Genomic DNA, 23,446 nt, shown 5'->3' on the forward strand with positions numbered 1-23,446 from the left:
GGGCCCGTTCTCTCATGCCCGCGACCGCGCCCGCACCTCCGTCCAGACGATCACCCGCTGCCGCCCGAACAAGATCCGGTTTGCCACAACGCACTTAGTCCATGGTCGAGCCGTTGGGTCAAGTTCATGCTTCTGGCAATGGAAAACGTCCAGGCAAACCCTGACCCAACGAGAGCTTCCCTCCTGAGTCGATGCAGGCAATGAGCCGAATCCCGTCTCGATCAAAACGAGGCGGGCTCTTCGTCGCGGACCCGCCGGGCCCCCACTGACGACGCGCGCGGAGCAGGCGGGCATCGAACGGGCCTGCTTGCCACGCTTTTCGGGCACGGAGGCTGCCCAATCTCACCTGCCCTCCCGCTCTGCCTCAGGTCCGATGCGGGCGCACCTCAGCCAGGCGGGCGGAATCGGGCAAACTCAGGCACACAACAAGCCGGGCCACCGCCACACACCCGCTGTAGAACTTGTGCCCGCCGACATCACCACCTCCCAGGCCGCCGCGGAAGCCGTGGAGCGGACCGTCGAGGGCCTGGGCCGCCTGGACACCCTGGTCAACAACGCCGGCCTCATGCTGCTCGGACCCACCCCCGGCGCCGACCTGAACGACTGGCAGCGCATGGTCGACATCAACCTCATGGGCCTGCTGCACACCACCCACGCGGCCGTCCCCCACCTGGTCAAGGCCGCCGCCGACGGGCCGCGCCAGGTCGCCGACATCATCAACATCAGCTCGCTGAACGGCCGCAACGCCTACGCCATGATGGCCGTGTACACCGCCACCAAGTTCGGCGTCACCGGCTTCAGCGAGGCGCTGCGCCAGGAACTGGCCAAGCAGCACGTCCGCGTGTCCGTCGTCGAGCCGGGCAGCGTCGACACCGAACTGCGCTCCCACAACTCGGACGCCGTCCAGCAACTGCTCAACGCCGGCCTCACCGACATCGAGCGGCTGCAGAGCCAGGACATCGCCGACGCCATCGGCTACATCGCCACCCGCCCCCGGCACGTGGCCGTCGCCGAACTGCTTGTACGCCCCACCGAGCAGGCCTGAACATCAACACCGGGCCCAACTCCGAGACAGGCAAGGAGCCATGATGGCGGCCAGCACCCCTGTGACAGCAGCCAACACCGTCGTCCGTGTTTGCCTGCTGCTGGCCGCTGCCATCGCGCTCGGAGACGGCCTGCAGCAACTGGCGCAGGGAGGCCCAGCGGGCACGGCGGACGCGGACAACGCGTACCGCTTCCTGGCGGGTGTCTACGTTGGCTGGGCTCCCCTGTTCGCCTGGGTGGCGGCAACGATCCGATGGCAGGGAGTGCTCGTCTACTTCCTGGCCGTCCCGATCTTCCTCGGGGGCGTCGGGCGGCTGGTCTCCTTCGCCCGGGACGGCATGCCCAGCCCGGCGGGCGTCTTCCTCGCCTCCGCCCTCCTGGAGTTCATCCTCCCGATCGTCATCGTCTGGGCGCACTCCACCGCACTCAGGTCCAGACGAGTGGCGGCTGCCGCCTGAGGTAGCGATCCCGGGCGGCAGCCCGGCAGGGGGCCCGGTGCGTCGAGTTGGACCCGGCGTTGCTAGGTCGGCTCCCAGACTTTGGCCGCGGCCAGAAGGTGCTCCCGGACGAGTGTCACGTGCGGGTTGGTGGAGCTGCCCGGGCGTTGGACGAGGTAGGCGGTGTTGATCGGCGGGTCCTCCGGCTGGAGCAGCAACCGGAGAGCGCCGGAGGTGAGTTCGCTTTGGCACAGGTAGCTGGGCAGGACGCTCCAGCCGGCGCCGGCGGTGACGGCGGTGAGGACGCTGCGCAGGTCGGGGACGGTGATTGCGGCCTCGGCGTGCAGGCGGCGGCCGAAGACGTGGCGCCAGTAGCGGCGGGAGCAGGCCCGACGACACGCTTCCAGTGAGCGCACGCTGCGCCGTCGCCTGGCCGAGTGCGGCACGACGTACGAGGCGGTCGTCGACGGAGTGCGTCGCGAGCGGGTCGAGCAGCTGCTGCGCCGACCCGGGCTGACCCTGCGGGACATCGCCCGGCAGGCGGGTTTTTCCGACGTGCGAGCGCTGCGGCGGGCGGTGCACCGCTGGCACGGGGTGACTCCGGCCCGGCTGCGCGAGGAGGGCGCGGAACAGTGACGGGAGTGCCCACGCGCATCAGCGGGTCACCGGGTCAACGCGTGCGGATCCAGATGGTCTTCTCCCTGGTCCACTGCGCGAAGGCGTCGGTGGACTTCTCCGCGCCGCCGAACCCCGACTGCTTCCACCCGCCGAAGGGGGTGGTGATGTCGCCTTCGCTGTACGCGTTGACGGAGACCACCCCGGCTTCGATGCCCCGCGCGAGCCGGAGCACGGCGTCGAGGTCGCGGGTCCACACCGAGGCGGCGAGCCCGTATTCGGTGGCGTTCGCCAACCTCAGCGCCTCATCCTCCGAGCCGAAGGCCTGGACGGTGACGACAGGGCCGAACAGTTCCTTGGTGAGCACGTCGCTGCCCGCCGGGGCCCGGCTGATCACGGTGGGCGGGTAGTAGGCGCCGCGCGGCGGCAGACCGTGCGGCAGCCCGCCGGCGCGGATGTGGGCTCCGGCGGAGCGGGCCGCATCCACCGCCGCCCCGACCCGGTCGAAGGCGGCACGGCTGATGAGCGGCCCCACCTGGGTGCGTGCGTCGGCGGGGTCGCCGATGGTGAGGCTCTTCGCGGCCCGGGTGAACCGGTCCAGCACCTCCTCGGCGATGCTGTGGTGGACCAGGACGCGGGAGCCGGCGGTGCAGTTCTGCCCCATGGTCAGGAACGCGGCCTCGATCATGTTGTCGATCAGTTCGTCGCCGTATTCGAGCGCGTCCGGCATCAGAACCTGGGGGCTCTTGCCGCCCATCTCCAAGGAGACCCGCTTGAAGTTGGTCTCCGCCGCACCCGCCAGGATGCGGCGTCCGGTGGCCGTGGACCCGGTGAACGACAGTGCGCGCACGAGGGGGTTGCGGGCGAGCGCCGTACCGGTGACGGTGCCGTGGCCGGGCAGCACGGTGAGCACACCGTCCGGCAGGCCCGCCTCGGCCGCCAGTGCGGCCAGGTGCAGGGTGGAGCGCGGGGTGGCCTCGGCGGGCTTGAGCAGCAGGGAGTTGCCCGCGGCGAGCGCGGGCCCGACCTTCCAGGCGGCCATCGCCAGCGGGTAGTTCCAGGGCAGGATCGCGGCGGCCACCCCGACCGGTTCCCGGCTCACCAGGCCCAGGCTCTCGTGACCGGTGGGGGCGACGCGGCCGAAGACCTTGTCGGCCGCCTCCGCGAACCAGCGCGTCGACTCGATCGCCGCGGGCACGTCGCCGGTACGGCACTCCGTGATCGGCTTGCCCGCGTCCTCGCAGTCCAGCCGGGCCAGCAACTCGGCGTCGCGCTCCATGAGACCGGCAAGGCACAGCAGCACAGCGGCCCGCTCCCGTGGGGACCAGCCGACCCAGACGCCGCTCTCGAAGACCTTGTGCGCCCGCTCGGCGGCCAGCGCGACGTCCTGCTCGCTCGCCGCAGTTACGGTCGTGATCAGCTCGCCCGTCGCGGGGTTGACGACGTCGAGCGTCTCCTCGTAGCCGGTAAGGTGCGTCCCGCTCATGCTTCCTCCACCAGTTCCCACCGGCCGCCGACCTGATGGGCCAGTCCCCTGCGACGCAGGTCCTCCAGATAGCGGGCCATGCCTCGCTCGCCCCGCTTGCGGAACAGCGGGAAGAGCCGGGGCAGCAGATTCGGGGCCAGCAGTGCGCACCGCACCAGCCGGGACTCACCGGGCCTGACGTAGGCCTCCAGGCGGGGTTTGTCCAGCAGGCTCACAGCCGCTCTGACGACATCGGACGGCTGTTGCGGCGCGTCCTGGAACTGCATGGAGTTCCCGCCCTCGACGGCTTCCTGACGGAGCATCCGCGTGTCGGTCGCCGATGGCAGCACCGAACCCGCCTGGATGCCCTTGCCCCGCAGATCCAGCCCGATGGCGAGCATCGCGCCCCGCAGCCCGAACTTCGAGGCGGTGTAGACGGGGGTCTCGCCCAGCGGGAAGATCCCGCCGAGGGACACGGTCGTGATCACCCGAGGGTCGCCGGAGGCCCGCAGCAGCGGAATGGCGAGCCGGGTGGTGACCAGCGGGGAGACGAGGTTGAGGTCGATCTCCCGCTCGATGCTCTCGACGCTCCGCGCGTCGAACCGTTCGGAGCTGGTCATGCCCACGTTGTTCACCAGGACGTCGATCCGGCCGTGGGTGGCCGCGACGCCGTCGAGCATCTGCTCCACCCCGGCGCGGTCCAGCAGGTCGCAGCCCAGCCCGGCGTGCCCGCCCCCCGGCAGCTCGGCAGCGGTCCGCCTGGCCCGCACCTCGTCGATGTCGACCACGACGAGACGGGCACCGCCCGCGGCGAAACGGTGGCACAGGGCGCTGCCGATGCCTCCGGCGCCGCCGGTCACCAGGATGACCTTGTCACGGAAGTCGTACGTCATGACGCCACAGCATCCTGTCGCAGGGACGTCGCCCGGTGCGGCAGGCCCGCGGTGCGCCAACCCATCCCTTCTGCGACCTTGCCGAGGTACTTCACGAAGGCGTCGCTGTGGACGTAGCCGGTGTGGCGCGGTGAGTCGACGAACTTCAGTCCGCCGGACAGATCCGGCCGGTCGCCGCGGATCATGCGGGCGAACCGCTCGGCGGTCGGCAGCCCGGCCCGCGCGTCGCGGATGAAGGAGGCGATCAACTGGGCCTGGCCGACGAAGAGTTGGTAGGCACCGGAGTTGGTCTCCACGAAGCCGACGCCGAACAGACCCTGGTGCTCGCGGGAGAACGAGGACAGGTAGAGGTCGGGGTGCTGCTCGTCGCCGAAGTACCGCTGCGCGACGGGGACTTTGTGGACGTATCCCGTGGCCAGCAGGATCAGATCGAAGTCGTCGCTGGTGCCGTCGGTGAAGTGCACCGTGCTGCCCTCGGTGCGCGCGATGCCGGGCCTGGCCGTGATGTCCCCGTGCTGGAGGTGGTGGATCAGCAGCGAGTTGAGGGCAGGGTGGGTCTCGAACAGCTTGTGGTCGGGCTTTTGCAGACCGAGCCTGCGCGGGTCGCCGTTGAGGAGTCGCAGCAGGCCGCCGAACAGCTTCTGCTGCACCCACATCGGCAGGTGGGGTCCGCCCGCGGCGATGGTGTCCACGGGCCGGCCGAACAGATGCTTCGGTATGAACCAGTAACCACGGCGCATGCTGATCGCCGCGTGGTCGGCGGACCGCGCCGCGTCGCAGGCGATGTCCAGCCCGGAGTTCCCCGCGCCCACCACCAGCACCCGCTTGCCCCGCAGTTCAGCGCTGCTGCGGTAGGTGACCGTGTGGCGGACCTCGCCGGTGAAGTCGCCGGGCAGGTCGGGGACGTTGGGGTGCCACTGCGCCCCCGTACACACCACGACCTGCCGGTGTGTGCCGGCCCGGCCGTCGGCCCGGGTGACCGTCCAGGTTCCGTCCGGGTTCTTGGCCACGCTGCGGACCTCGGTGCCGAACTCGATCCTGTCCTTGAGCCCGTACGCCTCGGCGAACGATGTCAGGTAGGACAGGATCTGCCGGTGCGGCGGGTAGTCGGCGAAGTGGTCCGGCATCGGATAGCCGCCGAAGCCGGAAAGGGTCTTGCTGGAGATGAAGTGGGCCGACTCGTACATCGGGCTGCCCGGGTTGTCGATGTCCCACAGCCCGCCCGGTCTGGTGTGGCGCTCGATGTGCGTGTACGGCAGGCCGCGCTCGGCCAGCGCCCTCGCGACCGCCAGGCCCGCGGGTCCGGCACCGATCACACAGGTGTCGTACTGGTTCTCACTCACCAGTCCGCCTCCTTTCTCGGATGTCTCAGATGTTGTTGCCGCGAACCTATGCACCGGGCGACCAGCGGGAACTGACCCCTGCGGCCACAGAGGGGACCGCAGCGGCCAGCGGGGGGCCGCTGCTGCCCGGCCACGCCCTCGGCCGTGTCGGACCACCCGGCTGAAGTGCTCACCCGGTCTCGGTGGAGGAGGGTGCGAGCCCCATCTCGGGCGATGCCGCCGTGCCGGCCACCGTCATCCGGAGGAGGGGCAGCGAGGCGACGACGGTGCCGAGCACGTCGGCCCCGGCGGCGTCGAGGACGGCTCCGACAGCCAAGGGTCCGATGCCCGTTCCCAGGGCGCCCGCGCCGCTGAGGGAGGCGACCAGGCGTCCGGTCGGGTCGATGAGCGCGGCGGCGAGCATCTGCACCAGGACGGCCAATTGGCAGGCGTGCCAGAGGACGGCTGCGACGATGAAGAGCACGGGGTCGTGGGTGAGGACCAGGACCGCCATCGCGAGGGCCTGTGCCGTGACGAAGACGGCCATGGACCGCATGCGACCGAAGCTCCGCGCCGCCACCGGGCCCACCGCCGCGCCGGCGAGCGCCACGACGCTGGAGATGGCGAGGACGGCCGACACGGCTGAGTGGGACATCCCGGTGTGCTGACGGCCGAGGACCGAGGCGTACGACCACGCGCCCCGGGTGACGGTCCACAGGAATGCGATCCCGAGGAGCAGAACCACAAACGGCTTGGTCGCGGTCGTCTCTCCCCTGCCGGCGGGCCCGGTGTCCGCTGTGGCGGGACCGTCCAAGCCGGCGTACCAGTGGCCAGGGAACCGCGCGGTGCTGATCCCTGCGTCCTCCTTGGGCTGTGACTGGCTCTCAGACGTGCCGACCGTCGGAAGCGCCCCCGCGCTCGTTCCGAGAGATGGGGGGCGGGGCTGTGGTGGCCCGGGGGATCAAGTGCGTGGGGAGGACGATGTGTTGCTTGTGGTCCGCCTCGGATTCATGGATGAGCTTCAGAGCCAGTTCGCCGGCCAGGCGGCCCATGTCCGATGGTGACTGGGCGACCGTGGACAGGTCTGTCCACTGGGCTATCTGGTGGTCGTCGAAACCTATGACGGAGATCCGCTCGGGCACCTGGATCCGTGTCTGGCGCAGGAAGTGGATGATGGCGATGGCCAGTTCGTCCATCTCGGCGAAGATCGCAGTGGGCGGCTCCCTCAGGCTCAGCAGCTTTCCGACCCCTTCCGTGATGTCCCGCTTGTCCTCGAAGGACATGGTGACCACCAGGTCGTCGTCCAGCGGGATACCCGCCTCGGTGAGCGCCTGCTGGTAGCCGAGCAGCCGCTCACGCGAGCTGAAGCAGAAGCCGCTGGCGCCCACGGTCGGTGCGAAGGCGATCCTGCGGTGCCCGAGGTTGATCAGGTGCCGGGTGGCCTTGCAGGCTCCGGCCACATCGTCGACGTACACGCTCGGGCGGCCTTCGGCATGCTGGCTGACATAGATGACCGGCATGCCGAGATCGTCCAGCCGCAAGGTCTCCTCTTCGGTGAGATCGAACCCGAACACCACCAGCGCGTCGGCGTTCCGCCGGGCCGGGAGGCGCTCGAAGAACGCGGTGCGCTCGGTCATGTTGGGTATCACATAGACGGACAGCTCCATGCCGGCCGCGCGCAGCAGCGGGCCCAGGCTGGAAAGCGCCGACCCCATGAACCACGAGTTGAGCGTGGGTACGAGCGCCGCCACGACCCCGGTCCTGCCCGTGACCAGACTCGCGGCCTGTCGCGAGACCGCGAAGTTCAGCTCACGAGCGGCCTCTTCGACCCGGGCACGGACCTCCGGCGAGACGGTGGGCAGGCCGCGCAGGGTGCGCGAGACGGTGGATGGGGAGACCCCTGCCCGTTCGGCGACGTCGGCCATCGTGGGAAGCCGTTGAGCGGATGACATGAGCGGAAGTTAGCACAGATCCGCTTGTCTGTTCGCTGTCTCGTGACAGCGCTGTCACAAGATTCGATATGTGCAGATTGCCACGATTTACTCCCTCAATAAGGTGTGCGGCTCATCTAAATCCGCCAGTGCTACCGGCAAGTTACGCATTGACTTCCCGTAGGTGCACTCCTAGCGTGCAAGCGTTGTCTCGACGGGATCGATCCCGTTTCCGGGTGGTCATCCGCTGGCTCATTGACCAGTGCTTTTCCTTCCCGCAACGTCGTGACAGCACTGTCAGCCGCTGCTTCGGTTTCGCACGACCAGGAGAAAGACAGTGAAGATCAGGACCACCAGAGCCCTTCAGTGTTCGGCAATGCTCGCCACCGCCGGACTGTTCCTCAGTGCCTGCGGCTCGTCCGGGGACAGTGGCTCCGGGGAGCAGGCAGGGAGCACGTCTTTCCAGGGCCGTGGCCCCATCACGTACGTGGCCGGCAAGGACACCTCCGGCGTCGTCCCGAAGGTCATCGCCCGCTGGAACGAGCTGCACCCGAAGGAGAAGGTCACCTTCATCCAGCTGCCCACGGACGCGGACTCGCAGCGCCAGCAGATGATCCAGAACGCGGAGACGAAGTCCGACGCCTACACGGTGCTCTCCCTCGACGTCGTGTGGACGTCGGAGTTCGCCGCCCATCAGTGGATCGACCGCCTGCCCGAGAAGCAGTTCCCGCTGCGGAACATGCTGAAGCCGGTGGTGGAGACGGCGAAGTACCGCGGCAACCTGTACGCGGCACCGGCGAGTTCGGACGGCGGAGTCCTGTACTACCGCACCGACCTGCTGCAGAAGGCCGGAGTCGGCAAGCCGCCGACCACGTGGTCGGAGATGACGGCCGACTGCGCCAAGGTGAAGAAGCTGCCCGAGGCCAAGGGCATGTCCTGCTACGCCGGCCAGTTCCAGAAGTACGAGGGCCTGACGGTGAACTTCGCCGAGGCCGTCAACTCCGCGGGCGGTGTCGTCACCGACGCGAACGGCAGGCCCGACGTCGACACCCCCGAGGCGAAGAAGGGCCTGGACTTCCTCGCCGGCTCCGTCAAGGACGGCACGATCCCCCAGGAGGCCATCACCTACCAGGAGGAGGACGGCCGTCAGGCGTTCCAGTCAGGGAAGCTGATATTCCTGCGCAACTGGCCGTACGTGTACTCCCTGGCTCAAAAGGCCAAGGTGGCGGGCAAGTTCGCGGTCGCACCCCTGCCCGGTCTGAACGGACCCGGCTCCTCCAGTCTGGGCGGGCACAACCTGGCCCTGTCGTCCTTCGCCAAGAACAAGGCCACGGCCCTGGACTTCATGAAGTTCTTCAGCAGTGAGGACAGCGCGAGCACGTTCCTCAAGGACGCCTCCCTCGCCCCGCCGTACGCGGACCTGTACGACGACCCGTCGCTGGTCAAGCAGTACCCGTACCTGCCCGTGCTGAAGGAGTCCATCCTGCGGGCCGTGCCGCGTCCGAGGGTGGTGCAGTACGGCGATGTGACATCGGCGATCCAGCAGGAGACCTACGCGGCCCTGACCGGCAGCAAGAGCAGCGCGCAGGCACTGAAGGACCTGCAGAGCGAGCTGCAGAAGTCCACGGCGCAGTGAGGAGCGGGGCCATGGCCGATACGACGACCCCGCCCGACACTCTCGCGGACGAGCCCGGCAGCGCGGCTGACAGCTATTCAGGACAGTCCCGCAGGCCGACGAGCCGTCGGCGCACGCGGACCAGGGCGACCGCGGGCTCAGGGCGGATGGCGGCACTGCTGGTGTCCCCGACGCTCCTGGTGCTGTCGATCGTCGTGCTCTATCCGACGGTGATGGCGCTGAAGGAGTCGCTGTACGGGACCAAGGGGCTGGACCCGAAGACCGGCTTCATCCGCACCAGCGAGCCGTTCGTCGGGCTGAAGAACTACACCGAGGTCTTCGGCGCAGCCGGGGACCGGTTCTGGAACGCCTTCTGGAACACCACCTTCTTCAGCGTCGTCACGGTGGGGCTGGAGACGGTGATCGGTGTGGCCATGGCATTGATCATGCACAAGGCGTTCCGGGGCCGGGCCCTGGTACGGGCCGGCATCCTCGTTCCCTGGGCGGTCCCCACGGCCATCTCGGCCCTGCTGTGGCGCTGGATCTTCAACAGCAACGGCATCGCCAATGCCGTCATCGGCCACCAGATCCTGTGGACCACCGAAGGCTTCCACGCCAAGGTCGCGGTGATCATCGCCGAGGTGTGGAAGACCGCCCCCTTCATCGGACTGCTGGTCCTGGCCGGCCTCCAGGTGATTCCCAAGGAGGTCTATGAGGCGGCCCGGATCGACGGGGCAAGCGCCCTGCGTCAGTTCTGGCACATCACCCTGCCCCTGGTGAAGCCCGCGCTGCTGGTGGCGGTGCTGTTCCGGTGCCTGGACGCGCTGCGGATGTTCGACCTGCCGTACATCCTCATCGGTGCACAGAAGAACTCGGTGGAGACCCTGTCCATGCTCGCGCAGAACGAGGCCTCCAACGTCCGCTTCGGACCGGCCTCCGCCTACGCGGTGCTCCTCTTCCTCTACGTCTTCCTCATCGCGCTCGCCTTCGTCCGGCTGCTCGGCGCCGACCTCGTAGGTGGCGGCGCAGCACGCGGCAGCGAAGGCAGGAACAGGCGCCTGCGTATCGCGGCGCCGCGCCGTGCGGAGGTGACGGCATGACCATCACGGCGAAATGGCGAAGTCGGCTGCTGTACGTGGGTGTTGCCGCGGTGGTGGCCTACTGCCTGGCCCCGTTCTACTGGATGCTGGTCTCCAGCCTGAGGCGCACCTCGGACATCTTCGACACCTCGCTGCTTCCCTCCCGGCTGTCGCTCGAGAACTACCGGGCGGTGTTCGACCCGTCCCAGGGGTTCACGCGCGCGCTGCTCAACAGCCTGATCGTCGCCGGCATCACCACCGTACTGGCGCTGCTGCTGGCCACGTTCACCGCCTATGCGATGGCTCGGCTGGAGTTCCGTTTCAAGCGGCTGATCCTCACGCTGATCATCGCCACCTCGATGTTCCCGGTGGTGTCGATCGTGGTCCCGCTGCTGAAGCTGTTCACGGACATCGGCTGGATCAACACCTATCAGGCCATGATCGTGCCGAGCATGTCGTTCGCGCTCCCGCTGGCGGTGTGGAACCTGACCACGTTCTTCCGGCAGATGCCGGACGAGCTGGAGCACGCCGCAATGATCGACGGCTGCACCAGGGGCCAGGCCTTCCGCAAGATCATCATTCCGCTGGCCGCACCGGGCATCTTCACCACGGCGATCATCACCTTCATCGCCGCCTGGAACGAGTTCCTCATCGCCCTGTCGATGACGAACAAGCCCGTCATGCAGACGGCACCCGTCTCCATCTCCAAGTTCTCCGGCGCCACCCAGTTCGAGACCCCGTTCGGCAGCCAGATGGCAGCAGGAGTCCTGGTCACCATCCCTCTGGTGGTCATGGTGCTGCTCTTCCAGCGCCGCATCGTCGCCGGACTCACCGCCGGCGCAGCGAAGTAGACACCGGGCGGCACCGTCCTGCCCTCAACCTCCAAGGAGTAACGCAGCCGTATGTCCGGTACCGCACCGTGGTGGCGCAGCGCCGTCATCTACCAGGTCTACATCCGCAGTTTCGCCGACGGAAACGGTGACGGCGTCGGTGACATCGCCGGCATCCGCTCCCGCCTGCCCTATCTCAAGTCCCTTGGCATCGACGCCATCTGGATCAACCCGTGGTACAAGTCACCGATGGCGGACCACGGTTACGACGTCGCCGACTACCGCGAGATCGACCCGCTGTTCGGCACCCTGGCCGAGGCCGAGCAACTCATCGAGGAGGCGCACCGGCACGGAATCCGCGTCATCCCCGACATCGTGCCCAACCACACCTCCGACCGGCACGCATGGTTCCAGACTGCTCTGGCAGCTGGACCGGGCAGCCCCGAGCGGGAGCGCTACATATTCCGGCCCGGCCGCGGGCCCGACGGTGCCGAACCACCCAACGACTGGGTTTCGTGCTTCGGCGGCCCGGCCTGGACCCGACTGCCCGACGGGGACTGGTATCTGCACCTGTTCGCCCCCGAGCAACCGGACCTCAACTGGGAACACCCCGAGGTGCGGGCCGAGTTCGAGTCGGTACTGCGGTTCTGGTTCAGCCGGGGCGTCGACGGGTTCCGTATCGACGTGGCCCACGGACTCGTCAAGGACCCCGAACTGCCCGACCTGCCGCCCCGCCCGGAGCCGGCCCGGCTGGGTCCGCTCGTCTCCCGCGACCCCGCGCGGGAGCAGCCCCGGCAGCACGTCGACCATCCCCACTGGGACCGCGACGAGGTGCACGACATTTACCGCGCCTGGCGCAAGGTGGCCGACGAGTTTCCCGGCGACCGGTCCTTCGTCGCCGAGGCCTGGGCCGACACCCCCGAGCGGCTCGCCGCCTACGTCCGCCATGACGGCCTGCACACCGCCTTCAACTTCGACTTCCTGATGGCGAGTTGGAACGCGAAGGACCTGCGCGCCGTCATCGACGACTCCCTTGCCATGCTCGGCGCGGTGGGCGCACCGGCCACCTGGGTGCTCTCCAACCACGACGTCGTGCGCCACCCCAGCCGCTACGGCCGCGAGGCGGTCAAGCAGTGGGTCGCCAACGAGCCCTACCGGCCCGAAGGCCCCCTGGACCTGGAACTGGGCACCCGGCGCGCCCGCGCCGCCGCCCTGCTGATGCTCGCCCTGCCCGGCGGCGCCTACATCTATCAGGGCGAGGAACTCGGCCTGCCCGAGGTCGAGGACCTGCCCGAGGCGGTGCTGCAGGACCCGATCTGGGAACGGTCCGGACACTCCGACCGCGGACGCGACGGCTGCCGGGTACCGCTCCCCTGGACCGGCCACAGCGCCCCGTTCGGTTTCAGCCCCGAGGACGCTGCGGCCGCTCCCTGGCTGCCGCAGCCGGCGAGCTGGGGGAAGCGGAGCGCTGCGGCACAGTCCGGGGACGAGACGTCCATGCTGGAGCTTTACCGCACAGCCCTGCGCCTGCGCCGCGCTCACCCCGCTCTCGGCGACAGCAGCTTGACGTGGCTGGACGCCCCCACCGGAGTCCTCATCTTCCGACGCGAACCGGGCTTCATCGCCGCGGTCAACCTGGCATCCACGCCCTACCGGCTCCCCGACCACACCACGGTCCTGCTCGCCAGCGGCACCGTGGAGGGCGGCCTGCTCGCGCCCGACGAGGCAGTCTGGCTCGCCGTGTAGCCGTTCACCTGTCCAACAGGGCCCGTCGGAACCTTGGGTGACCAGAGTGCGGTCTGCACCGCCGTGACGCACACCCGTATCACGGGCGCCCGGGTCTCCGTGCCCGGCGCCGGGAGCGCGACGGCCTTCGCCGACTGCCCCGCCGGGTGGCGGCCCTCCGGCGGCGGCTTCGTCACCAACGAGCCCTTCCTCTCCGCCAGCCGGATGGATGTCGACACGGACGGCCGCTGGCGGGTCGACCTGGCCAACAACGACGGCCCCGCGCACAGCGCGAGCGCCTTCGTCGTCTGTACGACCGTCCCGGTGACGATCCGGCAGACCAGCATCGTGCTCGCGCCCGGTGAGCAGAACCACGTGACCGCGGTGTGTCTGCCGGGCCAGCGCATCACCGGCGGCGGCGCGCACGCGCCCGGCTCCGCCGCCGGGGTGCCGCCGACGCCCGGCGTCGCCATCAACACCAACCGCGGTCTGCCCGAGCCCACCGGCTGGGGGGTCCACGCCAAGAACCACACCGACAGGCCCCAGGAGCTGTTCATCCAGGCGTACTGCACCACGTCCTGAAACCGCGGTACCCGCGGCGCGGGCGCCTCCTCCCCCGTCGGGAGGGGGCGCCCGCGCGCGTGGTCAGCGCGCCTCGGTACGGCCCGCCAGCGCATCGGCCGAGACGAAGTGGTAGTCCCGCTCCAGCAGCCCTTCGATCACCGCGGGCAAAGCCTGCACGCTCTGGCGCCGGTCACCCCCGCCGTCGTGCATCAGGATCACGGGCTCCGAGTGTGCGACATCCCGCGAGTCCTAGTCCGGACACCAGGGAACAAGTAACCCGTCAGTAGGTTTCGGGGTCCGCTTCTCTGCCGTTTCCCGGTGCCGGGGCGCCTCGTTGGGCTGTCCGGGTGAATGCCCGGAGGGCCGACGGCAAGGGGCGGGTGTGCGACAGGAGTGGTCGCCGGAAGAACTGTTGGCGAGCTGGACGCTGGTGGCCGCGCGGCGGGCGCGGGCGATCAAGATGTATCCCTCGGACTTCCGTGACACCGCCGAGGACGTACGGATCACGCTGCTCGCGGCGCTGTGTTCCTCCTGGCCGGCGGAGATTACCGACGCCCTGGGCGACCTGCTGATCGCCCTGGTGCACAAGATCAACGCTCGCGCCGAGCGGCGGGTCGAGAGGCAGCTCACGGCGGAGCTGAACAAGGTCCGCGGCAAGGAGGGCATCCTCTTCAGGCTCGCCGACGCGGCGATCGGCCAGCCCGACAAGACCGTACGCACAGCCCTCTGCCCGGTGGTGGGACAGAAGACGCTGCGCGACCTGGTGGCCGAGGCGAAGGCGAACGACAAGGTCTTCAAGGCCAAGGTCCGCACCACGCTCCGCTCCTCGTATAGCTCGTACTACCGGCAGATGCTGCCGCCGTTGCTCGGACTTCGGGCCACCGGGCCCAGGCTCCGGACAGGGCCAGACGGTTCGGGTCTGCTATCACAGTCCAGTTCAGCCCACGCCTCATGAGCGCGAAAACGCGGCGCATCGGGCTGATCTATCTGCTGCTGGCACTGGTCGGGATGGGCGGCGCGTTGTGGCTGGCCTACAAACGCCGGTTGGGGGTGGCGGAAACAGGGGTCACTCTGCTGCCCTCGGTGGCGGGGCTGTACTTGGCATGGGCTGGCTTCCGCGCCGACCGTGCCGATGCCTCAGCGAACCAAGGGCTGGAGGAAATTGCCGATCAGTTGGCGGTGGCGGTACGCAGCCAGTGGGAGGACGAGGCACGGGTACGTCGCCTCAACGATCCATATCCGCTGCCAGTGTCGTGGGCACCAGCGGATCCGGACTTGATCGAGAACTGGTCACGGTTGAGGGCGACTGCGGCTGGTTGGCCAGGGGGCCCGCCGTGCGACCCGCAGACCTGGGCAGCGGACCGGGCGAACTCGCGGGGACCGACCTGGAGGTTGTCGATGTGCTCATGCGCAGGGTTCCTACCCGTCGCCTGGTCATCCTTGGATCCCCAGGGTCGGGGAAGACCATGCTGATGGTTCGTCTCCTGCTGGCTATGGTCGAGCAGCGTTCCCCAGGCGGTGCGGTCCCTGTGCTGTTCACTCTCGCGTCATGGAATCCAGCCGCACAGGAACTGAACGAATGGTTAGTCGAGCGACTGATCCAGGATTACGCCAGCCTACGAGGCCCGGCCCCGGCTTCCTTGAGCAGCATGAACCGTGCCCGGGCACTGCTGGAGCACCGCTTGATCCTGCCGATCCTGGATGGCCTCGACGAACTCCCCCCGACCTCCCGGGCTGTGGCACTCGACGCGATCAACCAGGCCCTGCCACCCCGCCAAGCGCTGGTTCTGTCCAGTCGTGTCGATGAATATAGGCAGGCCCAGTTCCCCGTGGCAGGGGTTCCGGTGAGACTGGCTGGGGCGGCAGGCATCGAGTTGCAGCCTCTGACAGCCACTGAGATGGCCACCTACCTGCGTCGTGACGCCGGTGGGGAGAACAGCATGTCAGCCGCCCGCTGGGAGCCCGTGCTTGCCCAGCTCAGCGCCGACGCACCCGTCGGACAGGCGATGCGCACTCCGTTGATGTTGTTCCTCGCACGCACCGTCTACAGCCCGCGTCCCGGCGAGCACTCGGTCAGCCTGCCCAACCCGGCCGAGCTCTGCGATGTGGACCGGCTGCCCACCAAGGCGGCCATCGAACGGCACCTGTTCGACGCCTTCATCCCTGCGGCCTACCGATGCCGCCCTGGTACCACGTGCCGTTGGAGCCCGCAGTTTGCCGAACACGTCCTGGTCTATCTGGCCCGGCACCTGCAGCACACTCTCCTCGGAACCCCCGATCTGGCCTGGTGGCAACTGCATCAAGCTGTGCACCGGCGCGCGTACCAGCTCCTCCTCGCAATAGCCACCGGGTTCACCGCATAGCCACCGGGTTCACCGCCGGAATCAGCATCCTGAGCATCGGCCTGGGCGTTGGCGCAGGAGTCGGCCTTGCGGCCGGATTCCTGGGCTGGCGCACTGGCGGCAAGCCCAGGCGGCTACCGGCAGTCGCCTTCCACTGGTCCGGGACAGGGTTTGCCCGTGGTCTGATGCGGGCGGTCGCGTTCGGCCTTGTCCTCGTGCTGTCAGCGCGAGTCGACCCAGTGCTCGGCCTCCTGAGCGGCCTATTCCTCGGCCCTGTGGTAGGTACCTGGCTTGGGCACAAGGTTGTGGCGCTGGCCGGACTAGAGACTCAGAGGTTGTCTCACGTGGCAAGTTTCGCGAGCTTCTTGTAGCAGGTCAGGGCGGCGGCGATGGCCAGGCCTCGGCTCTGCCAGTCGTTGCGGACCACGTACGGGATCTTGAGACCACGAGCAGCCCATGGCAGGCTCATGCCGCATGATCGATGAATTCGCGAAAGACAACCTGCACGGGAGACTGCGGCGGGACCGCAAGGCGCTGCTCTGGAAACTCGACGGCTTGTCCGAATACGACGCCCGCCGGCCTTTGACAGCGACCGGGACCAACCTCCTCGGCCTGGTCAAACACGTGGCCACCGTCGAGGCCAGGTACTTCGGCGAGGTCTTCGACCGCCCTTCCCCGGAACCGCTGCCCCGGTGGCAGGACTCCAACGGCAGCGATCTGTGGGCGACCGAGGACGAGACCCGCGATCAGATCATCGGGTTCTACCGGCACACGTGGGAACACTCGGACGCGACGATCAACGAGCTTCCCCTCGACGCCCCCGGCCACGTGCCGTGGTGGCCGGAGCCTTATGCCGCCACGAACCTGTTCGCCATCATGGTCCATGTCCTCGGCGAGTCCATCCGGCATGCCGGGCACGCCGATATCCTGCGCGAGGGCCTCGACGGCCGGACCGGGTTGCGCGCCGAACACGAGAAGCAGATCGACGAGGAAGCCCGTGCAGCCTACTGCGCGAAGATCGAGCAGGCCGCCAGGTCGGCCGCACCAATCAAGGCTTAGTACTCCAGTCAGAAATCGTGTCCTGACCTCGTTGTTCTCGTTGTCCGGTCGTGGAGGGGATTGCTGAAGTTGAGGGCTGGGCTGCGGAGTTGGAGTCCGTCTTCGCACAGGTGGCGGGCCGGTTCGGGCGGGCGGACCTGCGGTGGCGGATGCGGGACTGTGTCCGCGGGCTGCTGGCACCGGTGGGCCGGAAGAACGGCCGGCAACTAGCCCAGTACGCAGGACATCGTGACCCCGCGGGGCTGCAACATCTGCTGAACGGTGCCCGCTGGGACGCCGACGCCGTTCGAGATGACCTGCGGGAGTACGTCGGCCAGCGGCTCGGCCCGGGCGGAGTACTGATCATCGATGACACCGGGTTCATCAAGAAGGGCACCACATCGGCCGGGGTGTCCCGGCAGTACACCGGCACCTCCGGGAAGATCGACAACTGCCAGATCGGGGTCTTCGCATAATGGCCCACGGCACCGAGTCGCGGTACCGACCGCAGCCGTTACAAGGCTCGGCGGTCCAAGTGTCCGCCTCCTGCAGGGGCTCCGCCCGCATCGCCGAGCCGGGCTCAAACCAACGTCGCCCGGTGAGAGCCTCTTTCTGGTGTCCTTCGACAGCGAAGTTAGTCGTGTGCGGCCCGCTGACCTGGGCCGACTAGGTTGGATGTCGACGAGTCTGCTCGTGCTAATGCCGTTCGAGTGGCTACGGCGACGCCACCGACGGCTCCTCGCTCCCTCCAAGTGCAGCCGCCCCGTTCACCGGGGCGGCCGACCCGCGCTACGCACCTCGCGCGGGGAGCGGCTGCCAGGGGCCACGGTGGTGCAGCCGCGCGTGCAGGCGACCTCGGTGACGCTTCGGTCTGCTGCGGACACCGACGAGGCCGCCGGACGCGGCTCCCCTGTCCATGCCCTGCCTCACCGGATCCTCGAACGACCGCACCGCCGCGGGGTTGAGTCACCTTTGTCCCGTGGAGAACAGGGGCCCTAGTCAGGCCCAGCAGCAGCCGCTAATCTCATTGCAGCCGTGAAGGCAGCGGGTTACACACGGCGGCGACGGGGGCTTGTGAGAAGTGACGCTGAACACCGACGGCCCGAAGGCGGCTGACCAACTTCGTTCACTACACGCCTGGTTGACAGATGTTGACGAGTTGAGAGGCCGAGTCGGCTACAAGGAGAGCCCACCCGAGAAGGGCACGCTCGGACCTTTGCTCGAGGCGCTGACGGTGGCCCTCGGCCCCGGCGCCGCGGCGACCGCGCTGGCCACGACCGTCATCGCCTGGCTGCGTACCCGGCGCAGTGAGATACACATCAAGGTGACGCTCCCGGACCGCCGTTCGGTGGAACTCTCCGCCAGGAACGTGGCCGATCTCGACGCGGCAGCCCTACGGCAGCAAGTGGCCGACGTCGCGGTCCTGCTCGGCGCGCAGGACCAGCAAGGAGACGCGACCTTGGAGATCGTCCCGCCCGAGCGCCGCGAGGACCGATGACCGATCTGGATGGCGCGGGCGTACAGGTTCTGCTGATCGCCACCGCGACGCACCAGGACGGCGGACTGCCCTCGGTACCCTCGGTCGCCGACAGCTTCAGAGATCTGCGGACGGCTCTGATCGAGCGTTGCGGGGTGCGCCCGGAGCATGTGACGGCGGTGCTCGACCCGGCTGACGCCCAGAGCATGGCCCTCGCCGTGGCCAGGGTGACGAAGCGGGCCGACACCGTTCTGCTCGTCTACTTCATCGGGCACGGTCTGCTTACCGCGGGCGGGGATCTGTATCTGGCCGCCGGCAACACCGCGGAGCTCACTCCCGGCATGGCCGAGCACCAGGCGTACTCCTTTGCCGCCTTGCGGGAGGCGGTGCTGGCGAGCCGGGCGGCGTCCAAAGTCGTCGTGCTCGACTGCTGTTTCTCTGGGCGCGCGTCGCTCGGCGGCACCTCATTGGTCACCGCTTTCAACGCGGCACCCGGGAACGGGATGTATCTCCTCGGGTCGGCGGAGCTACTGGCCCGCGCTCCGGAGGACGCCGAACACACCACGTTCACCGGAGCGTTCCTGGAGCTGTTGGAGCGTGGCGACGCCGAGGGGCAGCAGTCGCTGACCCTGGACGCGGCCTACTACGCCTTGGATCGGAAGCTGCGGGACAGACAGCAACCCGTACCCCGGCGGGTGAGCGGAGATCTCTCCGGCAGCCTCGTCATCGCGCCGAACCCGGCTTTTCGGTCCCGCGCCTCCACACCGGAACGGCAGCCGCCCGCTGACAGCGTCTGCCCCTACCCGGGGCTCGGCCCCTTCACGGTGGACCGGGCCGATTTCTTCGCCGGGCGGACAACGATGACCGAGCGCCTTGTGAAGGCGACGGCGGCGGCCTACGGCGGACCCGGCCCCCTGATTCTCGTCGGGGCGTCCGGCTCCGGAAAGACCTCCCTGCTCAATGCCGGTCTGCTGGCCGGACTGCGCACCCATGGACTACCCGGCCTGCCCGGGTCGACCGGCTGGCGCAGCCGGCGTCTGACCCCCGGCAAGAACCCGCTCCGGAATCTGGCCGACGCCCTCGCGCCCGAGTCGTCCGACGCCGCAGAGTCGCTGCTGACGAACGGCCACGCGGCCGAACTTGTGGACCCGCTGCTGGACCACCCGGGGCAACGGCTGGTCATGGTCGTCGATCAGCTGGAGGAGTTGTTCACCCTCTGTACGGACCCGGAGGAACAGACGGCGTTCCTGAGGGCGGTGACCGCACTGGCCCGGCCCGGAGAAGGCCACGAGCCGCGGGCCCTGGTGGTCTTCGCGCTGCGGGCGGACTTCTACGCTCAGGCGGTCGCACACCCCGAACTGCGAACCGTCCTGAGCGAGAGTCAGCTGCTGGTCGATCCGATGGACGCCGGCGAACTCCGCGCCTCGATCGAGGAACCGGCGGCCACCGCGCAGTTGGAATTCGAGGACGAGCTCGCCCCCCTTATCCTGAAGGAGCTGGGCAGGGCGACCGGCGGACGGTCCCCCGCAGAGGCGCTGCCCCTCCTGTCCCACGTGCTGCAGGAGACGTGGAAGGAGCGCGAGGGCCTGCGGCTCACCGTCTCCGGCTACCTCGCCACCGGCGGTATCACGAAGGCCGTCGCGACCACCGCGGAGAACGTCTACGGCCGGCTCAACGCGGCCGGCCAGGAGGCCGTGCGTCTCATGCTGCCCCGGCTGGCCCGGGTGAGCGAGGACGCCGCCGACACCGCGCAGCCCGTCGAATGGCCCGTACTCCTGCACGGGGTGCCCGACGAGACGGTCGCCCGGGACGCGATCGAACGGTTCGCCGACGCCCGGCTGCTCACGCTCGACCTCGACACCGTCCGCATCAGCCATGAGGCGCTGCTGCGCGCCTGGCCCCAGCTGGAGCAGTGGATCGACGAGGACCGTGACGTGCTGCGCGCCCGCCAGCAGCTCGCCTCCGACGCGGCGTCCTGGGAGCGCTCCGAACGGGACCCCTCCCTGCTGTACCGAGGGAACCGGCTCGCCGCGATGCGGGAGCGCACCGTCGCCCCGGGCGCCCCACCACTCGGCTCGGTGTCCGCCGAATTCATGGAGAGCTCCTGGCGCCAGCACACGCGCGACGGCCGCCGACGCCGTGCCGCGTTCACCTTCTTCGTCGTCCTGGCCCTGCTGGCGACGACCGGTCTGGTCGGCGCCGGGATCTACTGGCGGCGGGCCGACCAGGCCCAACAGCGCGACCTCGCCCGGTATCTGGCCGCCGAGGCCGAGGGCCAGCGCGAGCTCCACCCCGGCCTGGCGAAGCAACTCAGCCTGCTCTCGTACCGGATCGACCGCAAGGCCGGCCGCAGTGCCCTCCTCAACAGCCAGCGCACCCCCGGCGTGATCAACGGCGACGATCCGGCCTACGACCTGTCCTACAGCGCGAACGGCCGGGTGCTCGCCATCTCCACCGGCGACTCGATCGTGCTGCGCACCCGGAACGGTGACGGAAGGATCGGCGGCATCCTGTCCGGCCCGATCGCGGTGGCCGCCGACGGTACCGTGCTCGCCGCGGCCACCTACGACAACGAAGGCTCCACCTCGGCCACCGTACGGCTGTGGGACATCTCCCACCCCGACCGCCCACGGAAGCTGGCCGCGCCCACGACGTCGGACACGGTCACCGCGCTGGTCTTCGGCACGGACGGGAACACCCTCTTCGCCGGTACGTCAGCGGGCGAGATCCTCCGCTGGGACACCGGCGATCCGACGGCACCGCACGCCCTGTCCGCGCTCCGGGGCCACAGCAAGCAGGTCGACTCCCTGGCCGTCTCCCCCAAGCGCGGGCTGCTCGCGAGCGCGAGCGTCGACGGACGGGTACGGCTGTGGAAGGCGACCGGCACCACACCCGTTGCCACGCTGCGCGCGGCGCCGTACACGTCCCACTCCTTCGGACCCATACGACCCCTGCACCGGATCGCCTTCGACAGTGCGGGCGGACTGCTGGCGGCACCGGCCGAGGAACCGAAGAAGAAGGACACCCTCGCGTCCAGTGACGACCTGGCTCTGTGGACGCTCGACGACCCGCGGGCTCCCCGGCAGGTCGTGGCGGCGGACAAAGGTGTGTCGAGCGGCTCCAGCAGATGCTCCGACAGTGTGACATCGATGGCGTTCGCCTCGAAGAGCAAACGGATCGTCGCGAGCTGCGGCGGCAGCTGGAAGATCTGGATCTACACCTACGGAACCGACGCGGTCCTGCCAGGTGCGGAGAACACCGACTTCGGCTCGGACGGCGGGGTGGCCCTGTTCGTCCCCGGCAACGCCGAACAGCTGCTCAAGGCCACCGACCGCGGTGTCCAGGTCTGGGACCTCTCCAACGGTGCCCAGCCGGGGGCGGTGGGCTTCATACCGCCGGCGCCCGGCACCGGAGGCCAGCTGTCCCTCGCGATGTCCGGGAAAAAGCTGCTCCTCGCCTACCAGGGCGTGGGCGCGAACTGGCTGCGGGATCTCAGTCTCCGGCATCTGCGATCCAACCCGTTGGCCACGACGGTCGCCCCCGACATGTTCACGGGACAGGACATCGCCCTCAGCCCGGACGGCAAGCTCCTCGCCGACGCCGAGGTCTACAAGCAGGGCAAGGAGACGTACGCCAATCTCTTTCTGCGCAGCACCGCCAGCCCGAAGCAGAAGCTGGGCATGATCGAGGTGAACAACGGTGTGGGGGCACTGGCCTTCAGCCCGACCAAGCCCCTCCTTGCCGTCTCCGACTACAACGGCCTCGTGGCCAGCAACCCCAAGCCCCAGGTCGTCCGGCTCTACGACATCGCCGACCCCCGGCATCCTCGGCACCTCTCCACGATCGAGACGACCGGGTACGGACTCGGCTTCTCCCCGGACGGCAGATCGCTGGTCATGAACGAGGCCGCCGAAGGCGACACGAAGGCGGTCCGTCCGACCGCGGGCCCACTGGTGCGCAGTTGGGACGTCACCGATCCCGCGCACCCGTCCGCGTCGTGGACGGTGCGCCTGCCCACCGGCACCGACTACGCTCATTTCGCGTTCCGGCCGGACGGGAAGCTCTTCGCGCTCTACGACGACACCGGAACGCTCCGGCTGTGGGACGTCCGCCGTGACCGCCTCGTCGGTCCCCCCGTCAAGGTGTCCACCGGCAAGCTCGACGGCCCGTTGGCCTTCAGCCCCGACGGGACCCGCCTCGCGCTGATCGCGCCCAGCGGGGACTACGACCGCCGCCCCGAGGTCTGGGACGTGAGCGATCCGGATTCACCCACCCGGCAGTTCTACATGCCGGCCGCATCGGGCTTCTACTCCCTGGCATTCACTCCCGACGGCAAGACCCTCGCCGTTGTCCGCGCCTCCGCGGGCATCGACCTGTGGGATGCCGATCCGCAGCACGTCATCGCCGACCTCTGCAACGCGGTCGGCGACCCCATCTCCGAGCAGGACTGGAAGAAGTACCTGCCGGACCGTCCCTACCAACCGCCATGCCAGTGACGTAGTTCAGTGCATTTCCAGTTCGACCGTCACCAATACGATGCCGCCCCGCGCGCACTGAACGCGGCAATCGGCTCCGATGAGACGTGATCCCCACACCGGCCCATGCACGGCTGCTGATCGCGTTGAACGAGCAGATAGTCGAAATGGAAGCGCAGGTGAAGGCGCATTTTCTCGCGCACCCGGACACTGACAACTACCTCTCGATGCCCGGCATCGCGGAGATCACCGGTGCCCGGGTGCTCGCCGAGTTCGGAGACGACCCGCCCGTTACGCCAGCGCCAAGGCCCGCAAGAACTATGCCGGCACCAGCCCGATCACCCGGCCTCCGGCAAGAGCCACACCGTCCAGGCCCGCTGCGTCCGCATCAACCGGCTCGCCGACGCGTTGCAGACCCAGGCGTTCTCTGCTCTTCGAGCTTCGCCCGGCGACCGCTGCTACTACGACAAGCAGCGAGCCCGTGAGGCCGGCTACAACCCTGAGGCGCCCCGAAGTTCTCGGACAGCGGTCCCCATAGGATCGAAGTCCAGAACGGCGGAGAGAGCACGTGGCACAGAAGCGTAGGAAGTTCAG

19 protein-coding genes and 3 pseudogenes are annotated in these 23,446 nt (G+C 68.8%); 14 read left to right on the forward strand and 8 right to left on the reverse strand.

Going from position 1 to position 23,446, the window contains the following annotated elements; translation table 11 throughout:
• Positions 1 to 373 precede the first annotated feature (373 nt).
• Both ACFY1J_RS45400 and ACFY1J_RS45405 read left to right on the forward strand, forming a co-directional pair.
• Positions 374 to 1,045, forward strand: a complete 672-nt coding sequence (locus tag ACFY1J_RS45400; RefSeq protein ID WP_390713115.1) for an SDR family NAD(P)-dependent oxidoreductase — start codon at positions 374 to 376, stop codon at positions 1,043 to 1,045.
• Between the two features lie 43 nt (positions 1,046 to 1,088).
• Positions 1,089 to 1,502: a DUF4345 domain-containing protein gene (locus ACFY1J_RS45405; protein ID WP_390713116.1), complete on the forward strand. Its 414-nt coding sequence runs from the start codon at positions 1,089 to 1,091 to the stop codon at positions 1,500 to 1,502.
• Between the two features lie 62 nt (positions 1,503 to 1,564).
• On the opposite strand, the pseudogene ACFY1J_RS45410 reads toward ACFY1J_RS45405, so the two are convergent.
• A pseudogene (locus ACFY1J_RS45410) lies at positions 1,565 to 1,864 on the reverse strand (LysR substrate-binding domain-containing protein); the annotation flags it as partial.
• Between ACFY1J_RS45410 and ACFY1J_RS45415 the strand changes: the two are divergent.
• Positions 1,863 to 2,117 (forward strand): annotated as a pseudogene (locus ACFY1J_RS45415) (helix-turn-helix domain-containing protein); the annotation flags it as partial. The pseudogenes ACFY1J_RS45410 and ACFY1J_RS45415 sit on opposite strands and share 2 nt — an antisense overlap.
• Positions 2,118 to 2,151: 34 nt before the next feature.
• Here ACFY1J_RS45415 and ACFY1J_RS45420 read toward each other — a convergent pair.
• The 5 genes from ACFY1J_RS45420 to ACFY1J_RS45440 form a co-directional block, all read right to left on the reverse strand.
• Positions 2,152 to 3,582, reverse strand: a complete 1,431-nt coding sequence (locus tag ACFY1J_RS45420; protein WP_390713117.1) for an aldehyde dehydrogenase family protein — start codon at positions 3,580 to 3,582, stop codon at positions 2,152 to 2,154.
• On the reverse strand, positions 3,579 to 4,454 hold the full coding sequence (locus ACFY1J_RS45425; RefSeq protein WP_390713118.1) for an SDR family NAD(P)-dependent oxidoreductase: 876 nt from the start codon (positions 4,452 to 4,454) through the stop codon (positions 3,579 to 3,581). The genes ACFY1J_RS45420 and ACFY1J_RS45425 overlap by 4 nt, the downstream gene beginning before the upstream one ends.
• Positions 4,451 to 5,797, reverse strand: coding sequence for a flavin-containing monooxygenase (locus ACFY1J_RS45430; protein ID WP_390733257.1), 1,347 nt, complete (start codon positions 5,795 to 5,797; stop codon positions 4,451 to 4,453). Before ACFY1J_RS45430 ends, ACFY1J_RS45425 begins: the two co-directional genes overlap by 4 nt.
• A gap of 169 nt (positions 5,798 to 5,966) precedes the next feature.
• Positions 5,967 to 6,521: a hypothetical protein gene (locus ACFY1J_RS45435; protein WP_390733258.1), complete on the reverse strand. Its 555-nt coding sequence runs from the start codon at positions 6,519 to 6,521 to the stop codon at positions 5,967 to 5,969.
• Between the two features lie 139 nt (positions 6,522 to 6,660).
• Entirely contained in the window at positions 6,661 to 7,728 is a 1,068-nt protein-coding gene (locus tag ACFY1J_RS45440) for a LacI family DNA-binding transcriptional regulator (RefSeq protein ID WP_390713120.1), read from the reverse strand.
• A gap of 355 nt (positions 7,729 to 8,083) precedes the next feature.
• On the opposite strand from ACFY1J_RS45440, the gene ACFY1J_RS45445 reads away from it, so the two are divergent.
• Genes ACFY1J_RS45445 through ACFY1J_RS45465 form a run of 5 tightly spaced genes read left to right on the forward strand, consistent with a single transcriptional unit; the run spans position 8,084 to position 13,538 of the window.
• A complete protein-coding gene (locus ACFY1J_RS45445) occupies positions 8,084 to 9,343 on the forward strand; it encodes an ABC transporter substrate-binding protein (RefSeq protein ID WP_390713121.1) in 1,260 nt (419 codons plus the stop codon).
• Between the two features lie 11 nt (positions 9,344 to 9,354).
• Positions 9,355 to 10,422, forward strand: coding sequence for a carbohydrate ABC transporter permease (locus ACFY1J_RS45450; RefSeq protein WP_390733259.1), 1,068 nt, complete (start codon positions 9,355 to 9,357; stop codon positions 10,420 to 10,422).
• Entirely contained in the window at positions 10,419 to 11,252 is an 834-nt protein-coding gene (locus tag ACFY1J_RS45455; protein ID WP_390713123.1) for a carbohydrate ABC transporter permease, read from the forward strand. Before ACFY1J_RS45450 ends, ACFY1J_RS45455 begins: the two co-directional genes overlap by 4 nt.
• 51 nt (positions 11,253 to 11,303) lie before the next feature.
• Entirely contained in the window at positions 11,304 to 12,977 is a 1,674-nt protein-coding gene (locus ACFY1J_RS45460) for a glycoside hydrolase family 13 protein (protein WP_390733260.1), read from the forward strand.
• A gap of 33 nt (positions 12,978 to 13,010) precedes the next feature.
• Positions 13,011 to 13,538: a hypothetical protein gene (locus ACFY1J_RS45465; protein ID WP_390733261.1), complete on the forward strand. Its 528-nt coding sequence runs from the start codon at positions 13,011 to 13,013 to the stop codon at positions 13,536 to 13,538.
• A 63-nt stretch (positions 13,539 to 13,601) separates the two neighbouring features.
• On the opposite strand, the gene ACFY1J_RS45470 is transcribed toward ACFY1J_RS45465, so the two are convergent.
• Positions 13,602 to 13,739, reverse strand: coding sequence for a hypothetical protein (locus ACFY1J_RS45470; protein WP_390713126.1), 138 nt, complete (start codon positions 13,737 to 13,739; stop codon positions 13,602 to 13,604).
• Between the two features lie 163 nt (positions 13,740 to 13,902).
• Between ACFY1J_RS45470 and ACFY1J_RS45475 the strand changes: the two genes are divergently transcribed.
• Complete coding sequence (locus ACFY1J_RS45475; RefSeq protein WP_390733262.1) at positions 13,903 to 14,475, forward strand: hypothetical protein; 573 nt, start codon at positions 13,903 to 13,905, stop codon at positions 14,473 to 14,475.
• Between the two features lie 379 nt (positions 14,476 to 14,854).
• Entirely contained in the window at positions 14,855 to 15,883 is a 1,029-nt protein-coding gene (locus ACFY1J_RS45480; RefSeq protein ID WP_390733263.1) for an NACHT domain-containing protein, read from the forward strand.
• 319 nt (positions 15,884 to 16,202) lie between these two features.
• On the opposite strand, the gene ACFY1J_RS45485 is transcribed toward ACFY1J_RS45480, so the two are convergent.
• Positions 16,203 to 16,331 (reverse strand): hypothetical protein, encoded by a 129-nt coding sequence (locus tag ACFY1J_RS45485; RefSeq protein ID WP_388056073.1) that lies wholly within the window; start codon positions 16,329 to 16,331, stop codon positions 16,203 to 16,205.
• Between the two features lie 5 nt (positions 16,332 to 16,336).
• Here ACFY1J_RS45485 and ACFY1J_RS45490 point away from each other — a divergent pair, with 5 nt between their 5' ends.
• The 4 genes and pseudogenes from ACFY1J_RS45490 (at position 16,337) to ACFY1J_RS45505 (ending at position 22,873) form a co-directional block, all read left to right on the forward strand.
• Positions 16,337 to 16,921 (forward strand): DinB family protein, encoded by a 585-nt coding sequence (locus tag ACFY1J_RS45490; RefSeq protein WP_390733264.1) that lies wholly within the window; start codon positions 16,337 to 16,339, stop codon positions 16,919 to 16,921.
• Between the two features lie 59 nt (positions 16,922 to 16,980).
• Positions 16,981 to 17,370 (forward strand): annotated as a pseudogene (locus ACFY1J_RS45495) (transposase); the annotation flags it as partial.
• 611 nt (positions 17,371 to 17,981) lie between these two features.
• Complete coding sequence (locus tag ACFY1J_RS45500; protein WP_390713351.1) at positions 17,982 to 18,398, forward strand: hypothetical protein; 417 nt, start codon at positions 17,982 to 17,984, stop codon at positions 18,396 to 18,398.
• On the forward strand, positions 18,395 to 22,873 hold the full coding sequence (locus ACFY1J_RS45505; protein WP_390733265.1) for a hypothetical protein: 4,479 nt from the start codon (positions 18,395 to 18,397) through the stop codon (positions 22,871 to 22,873). The genes ACFY1J_RS45500 and ACFY1J_RS45505 overlap by 4 nt, the downstream gene beginning before the upstream one ends.
• Positions 22,874 to 23,446: the final 573 nt, after the last annotated feature.

The sequence above is a fragment of the Streptomyces sp. NPDC001406 genome (assembly GCF_042895285.1).
Lineage (GTDB): Bacteria > Actinomycetota > Actinomycetes > Streptomycetales > Streptomycetaceae > Streptomyces.

Excerpts from the sequence above, each read along its gene's own strand:
- ACFY1J_RS45400 (WP_390713115.1), top strand. The coding sequence starts at position 374 with ATGCGGGCGCACCTCAGCCAGGCGGGCGGAATCGGGCAAACTCAGGCA.
- ACFY1J_RS45405 (WP_390713116.1), top strand. The coding sequence starts at position 1,089 with ATGGCGGCCAGCACCCCTGTGACAGCAGCCAACACCGTCGTCCGTGTT.
- ACFY1J_RS45420 (WP_390713117.1), bottom strand. The coding sequence starts at position 3,582 with ATGAGCGGGACGCACCTTACCGGCTACGAGGAGACGCTCGACGTCGTC.
- ACFY1J_RS45425 (WP_390713118.1), bottom strand. The coding sequence starts at position 4,454 with ATGACGTACGACTTCCGTGACAAGGTCATCCTGGTGACCGGCGGCGCC.
- ACFY1J_RS45440 (WP_390713120.1), bottom strand. The coding sequence starts at position 7,728 with ATGTCATCCGCTCAACGGCTTCCCACGATGGCCGACGTCGCCGAACGG.
- ACFY1J_RS45445 (WP_390713121.1), top strand. The coding sequence starts at position 8,084 with ATGCTCGCCACCGCCGGACTGTTCCTCAGTGCCTGCGGCTCGTCCGGG.
- ACFY1J_RS45450 (WP_390733259.1), top strand. The coding sequence starts at position 9,355 with ATGGCCGATACGACGACCCCGCCCGACACTCTCGCGGACGAGCCCGGC.
- ACFY1J_RS45455 (WP_390713123.1), top strand. The coding sequence starts at position 10,419 with ATGACCATCACGGCGAAATGGCGAAGTCGGCTGCTGTACGTGGGTGTT.
- ACFY1J_RS45460 (WP_390733260.1), top strand. The coding sequence starts at position 11,304 with ATGTCCGGTACCGCACCGTGGTGGCGCAGCGCCGTCATCTACCAGGTC.
- ACFY1J_RS45485 (WP_388056073.1), bottom strand. The coding sequence starts at position 16,331 with ATGAGCCTGCCATGGGCTGCTCGTGGTCTCAAGATCCCGTACGTGGTC.
- ACFY1J_RS45490 (WP_390733264.1), top strand. The coding sequence starts at position 16,337 with ATGATCGATGAATTCGCGAAAGACAACCTGCACGGGAGACTGCGGCGG.
- ACFY1J_RS45505 (WP_390733265.1), top strand. The coding sequence starts at position 18,395 with ATGACCGATCTGGATGGCGCGGGCGTACAGGTTCTGCTGATCGCCACC.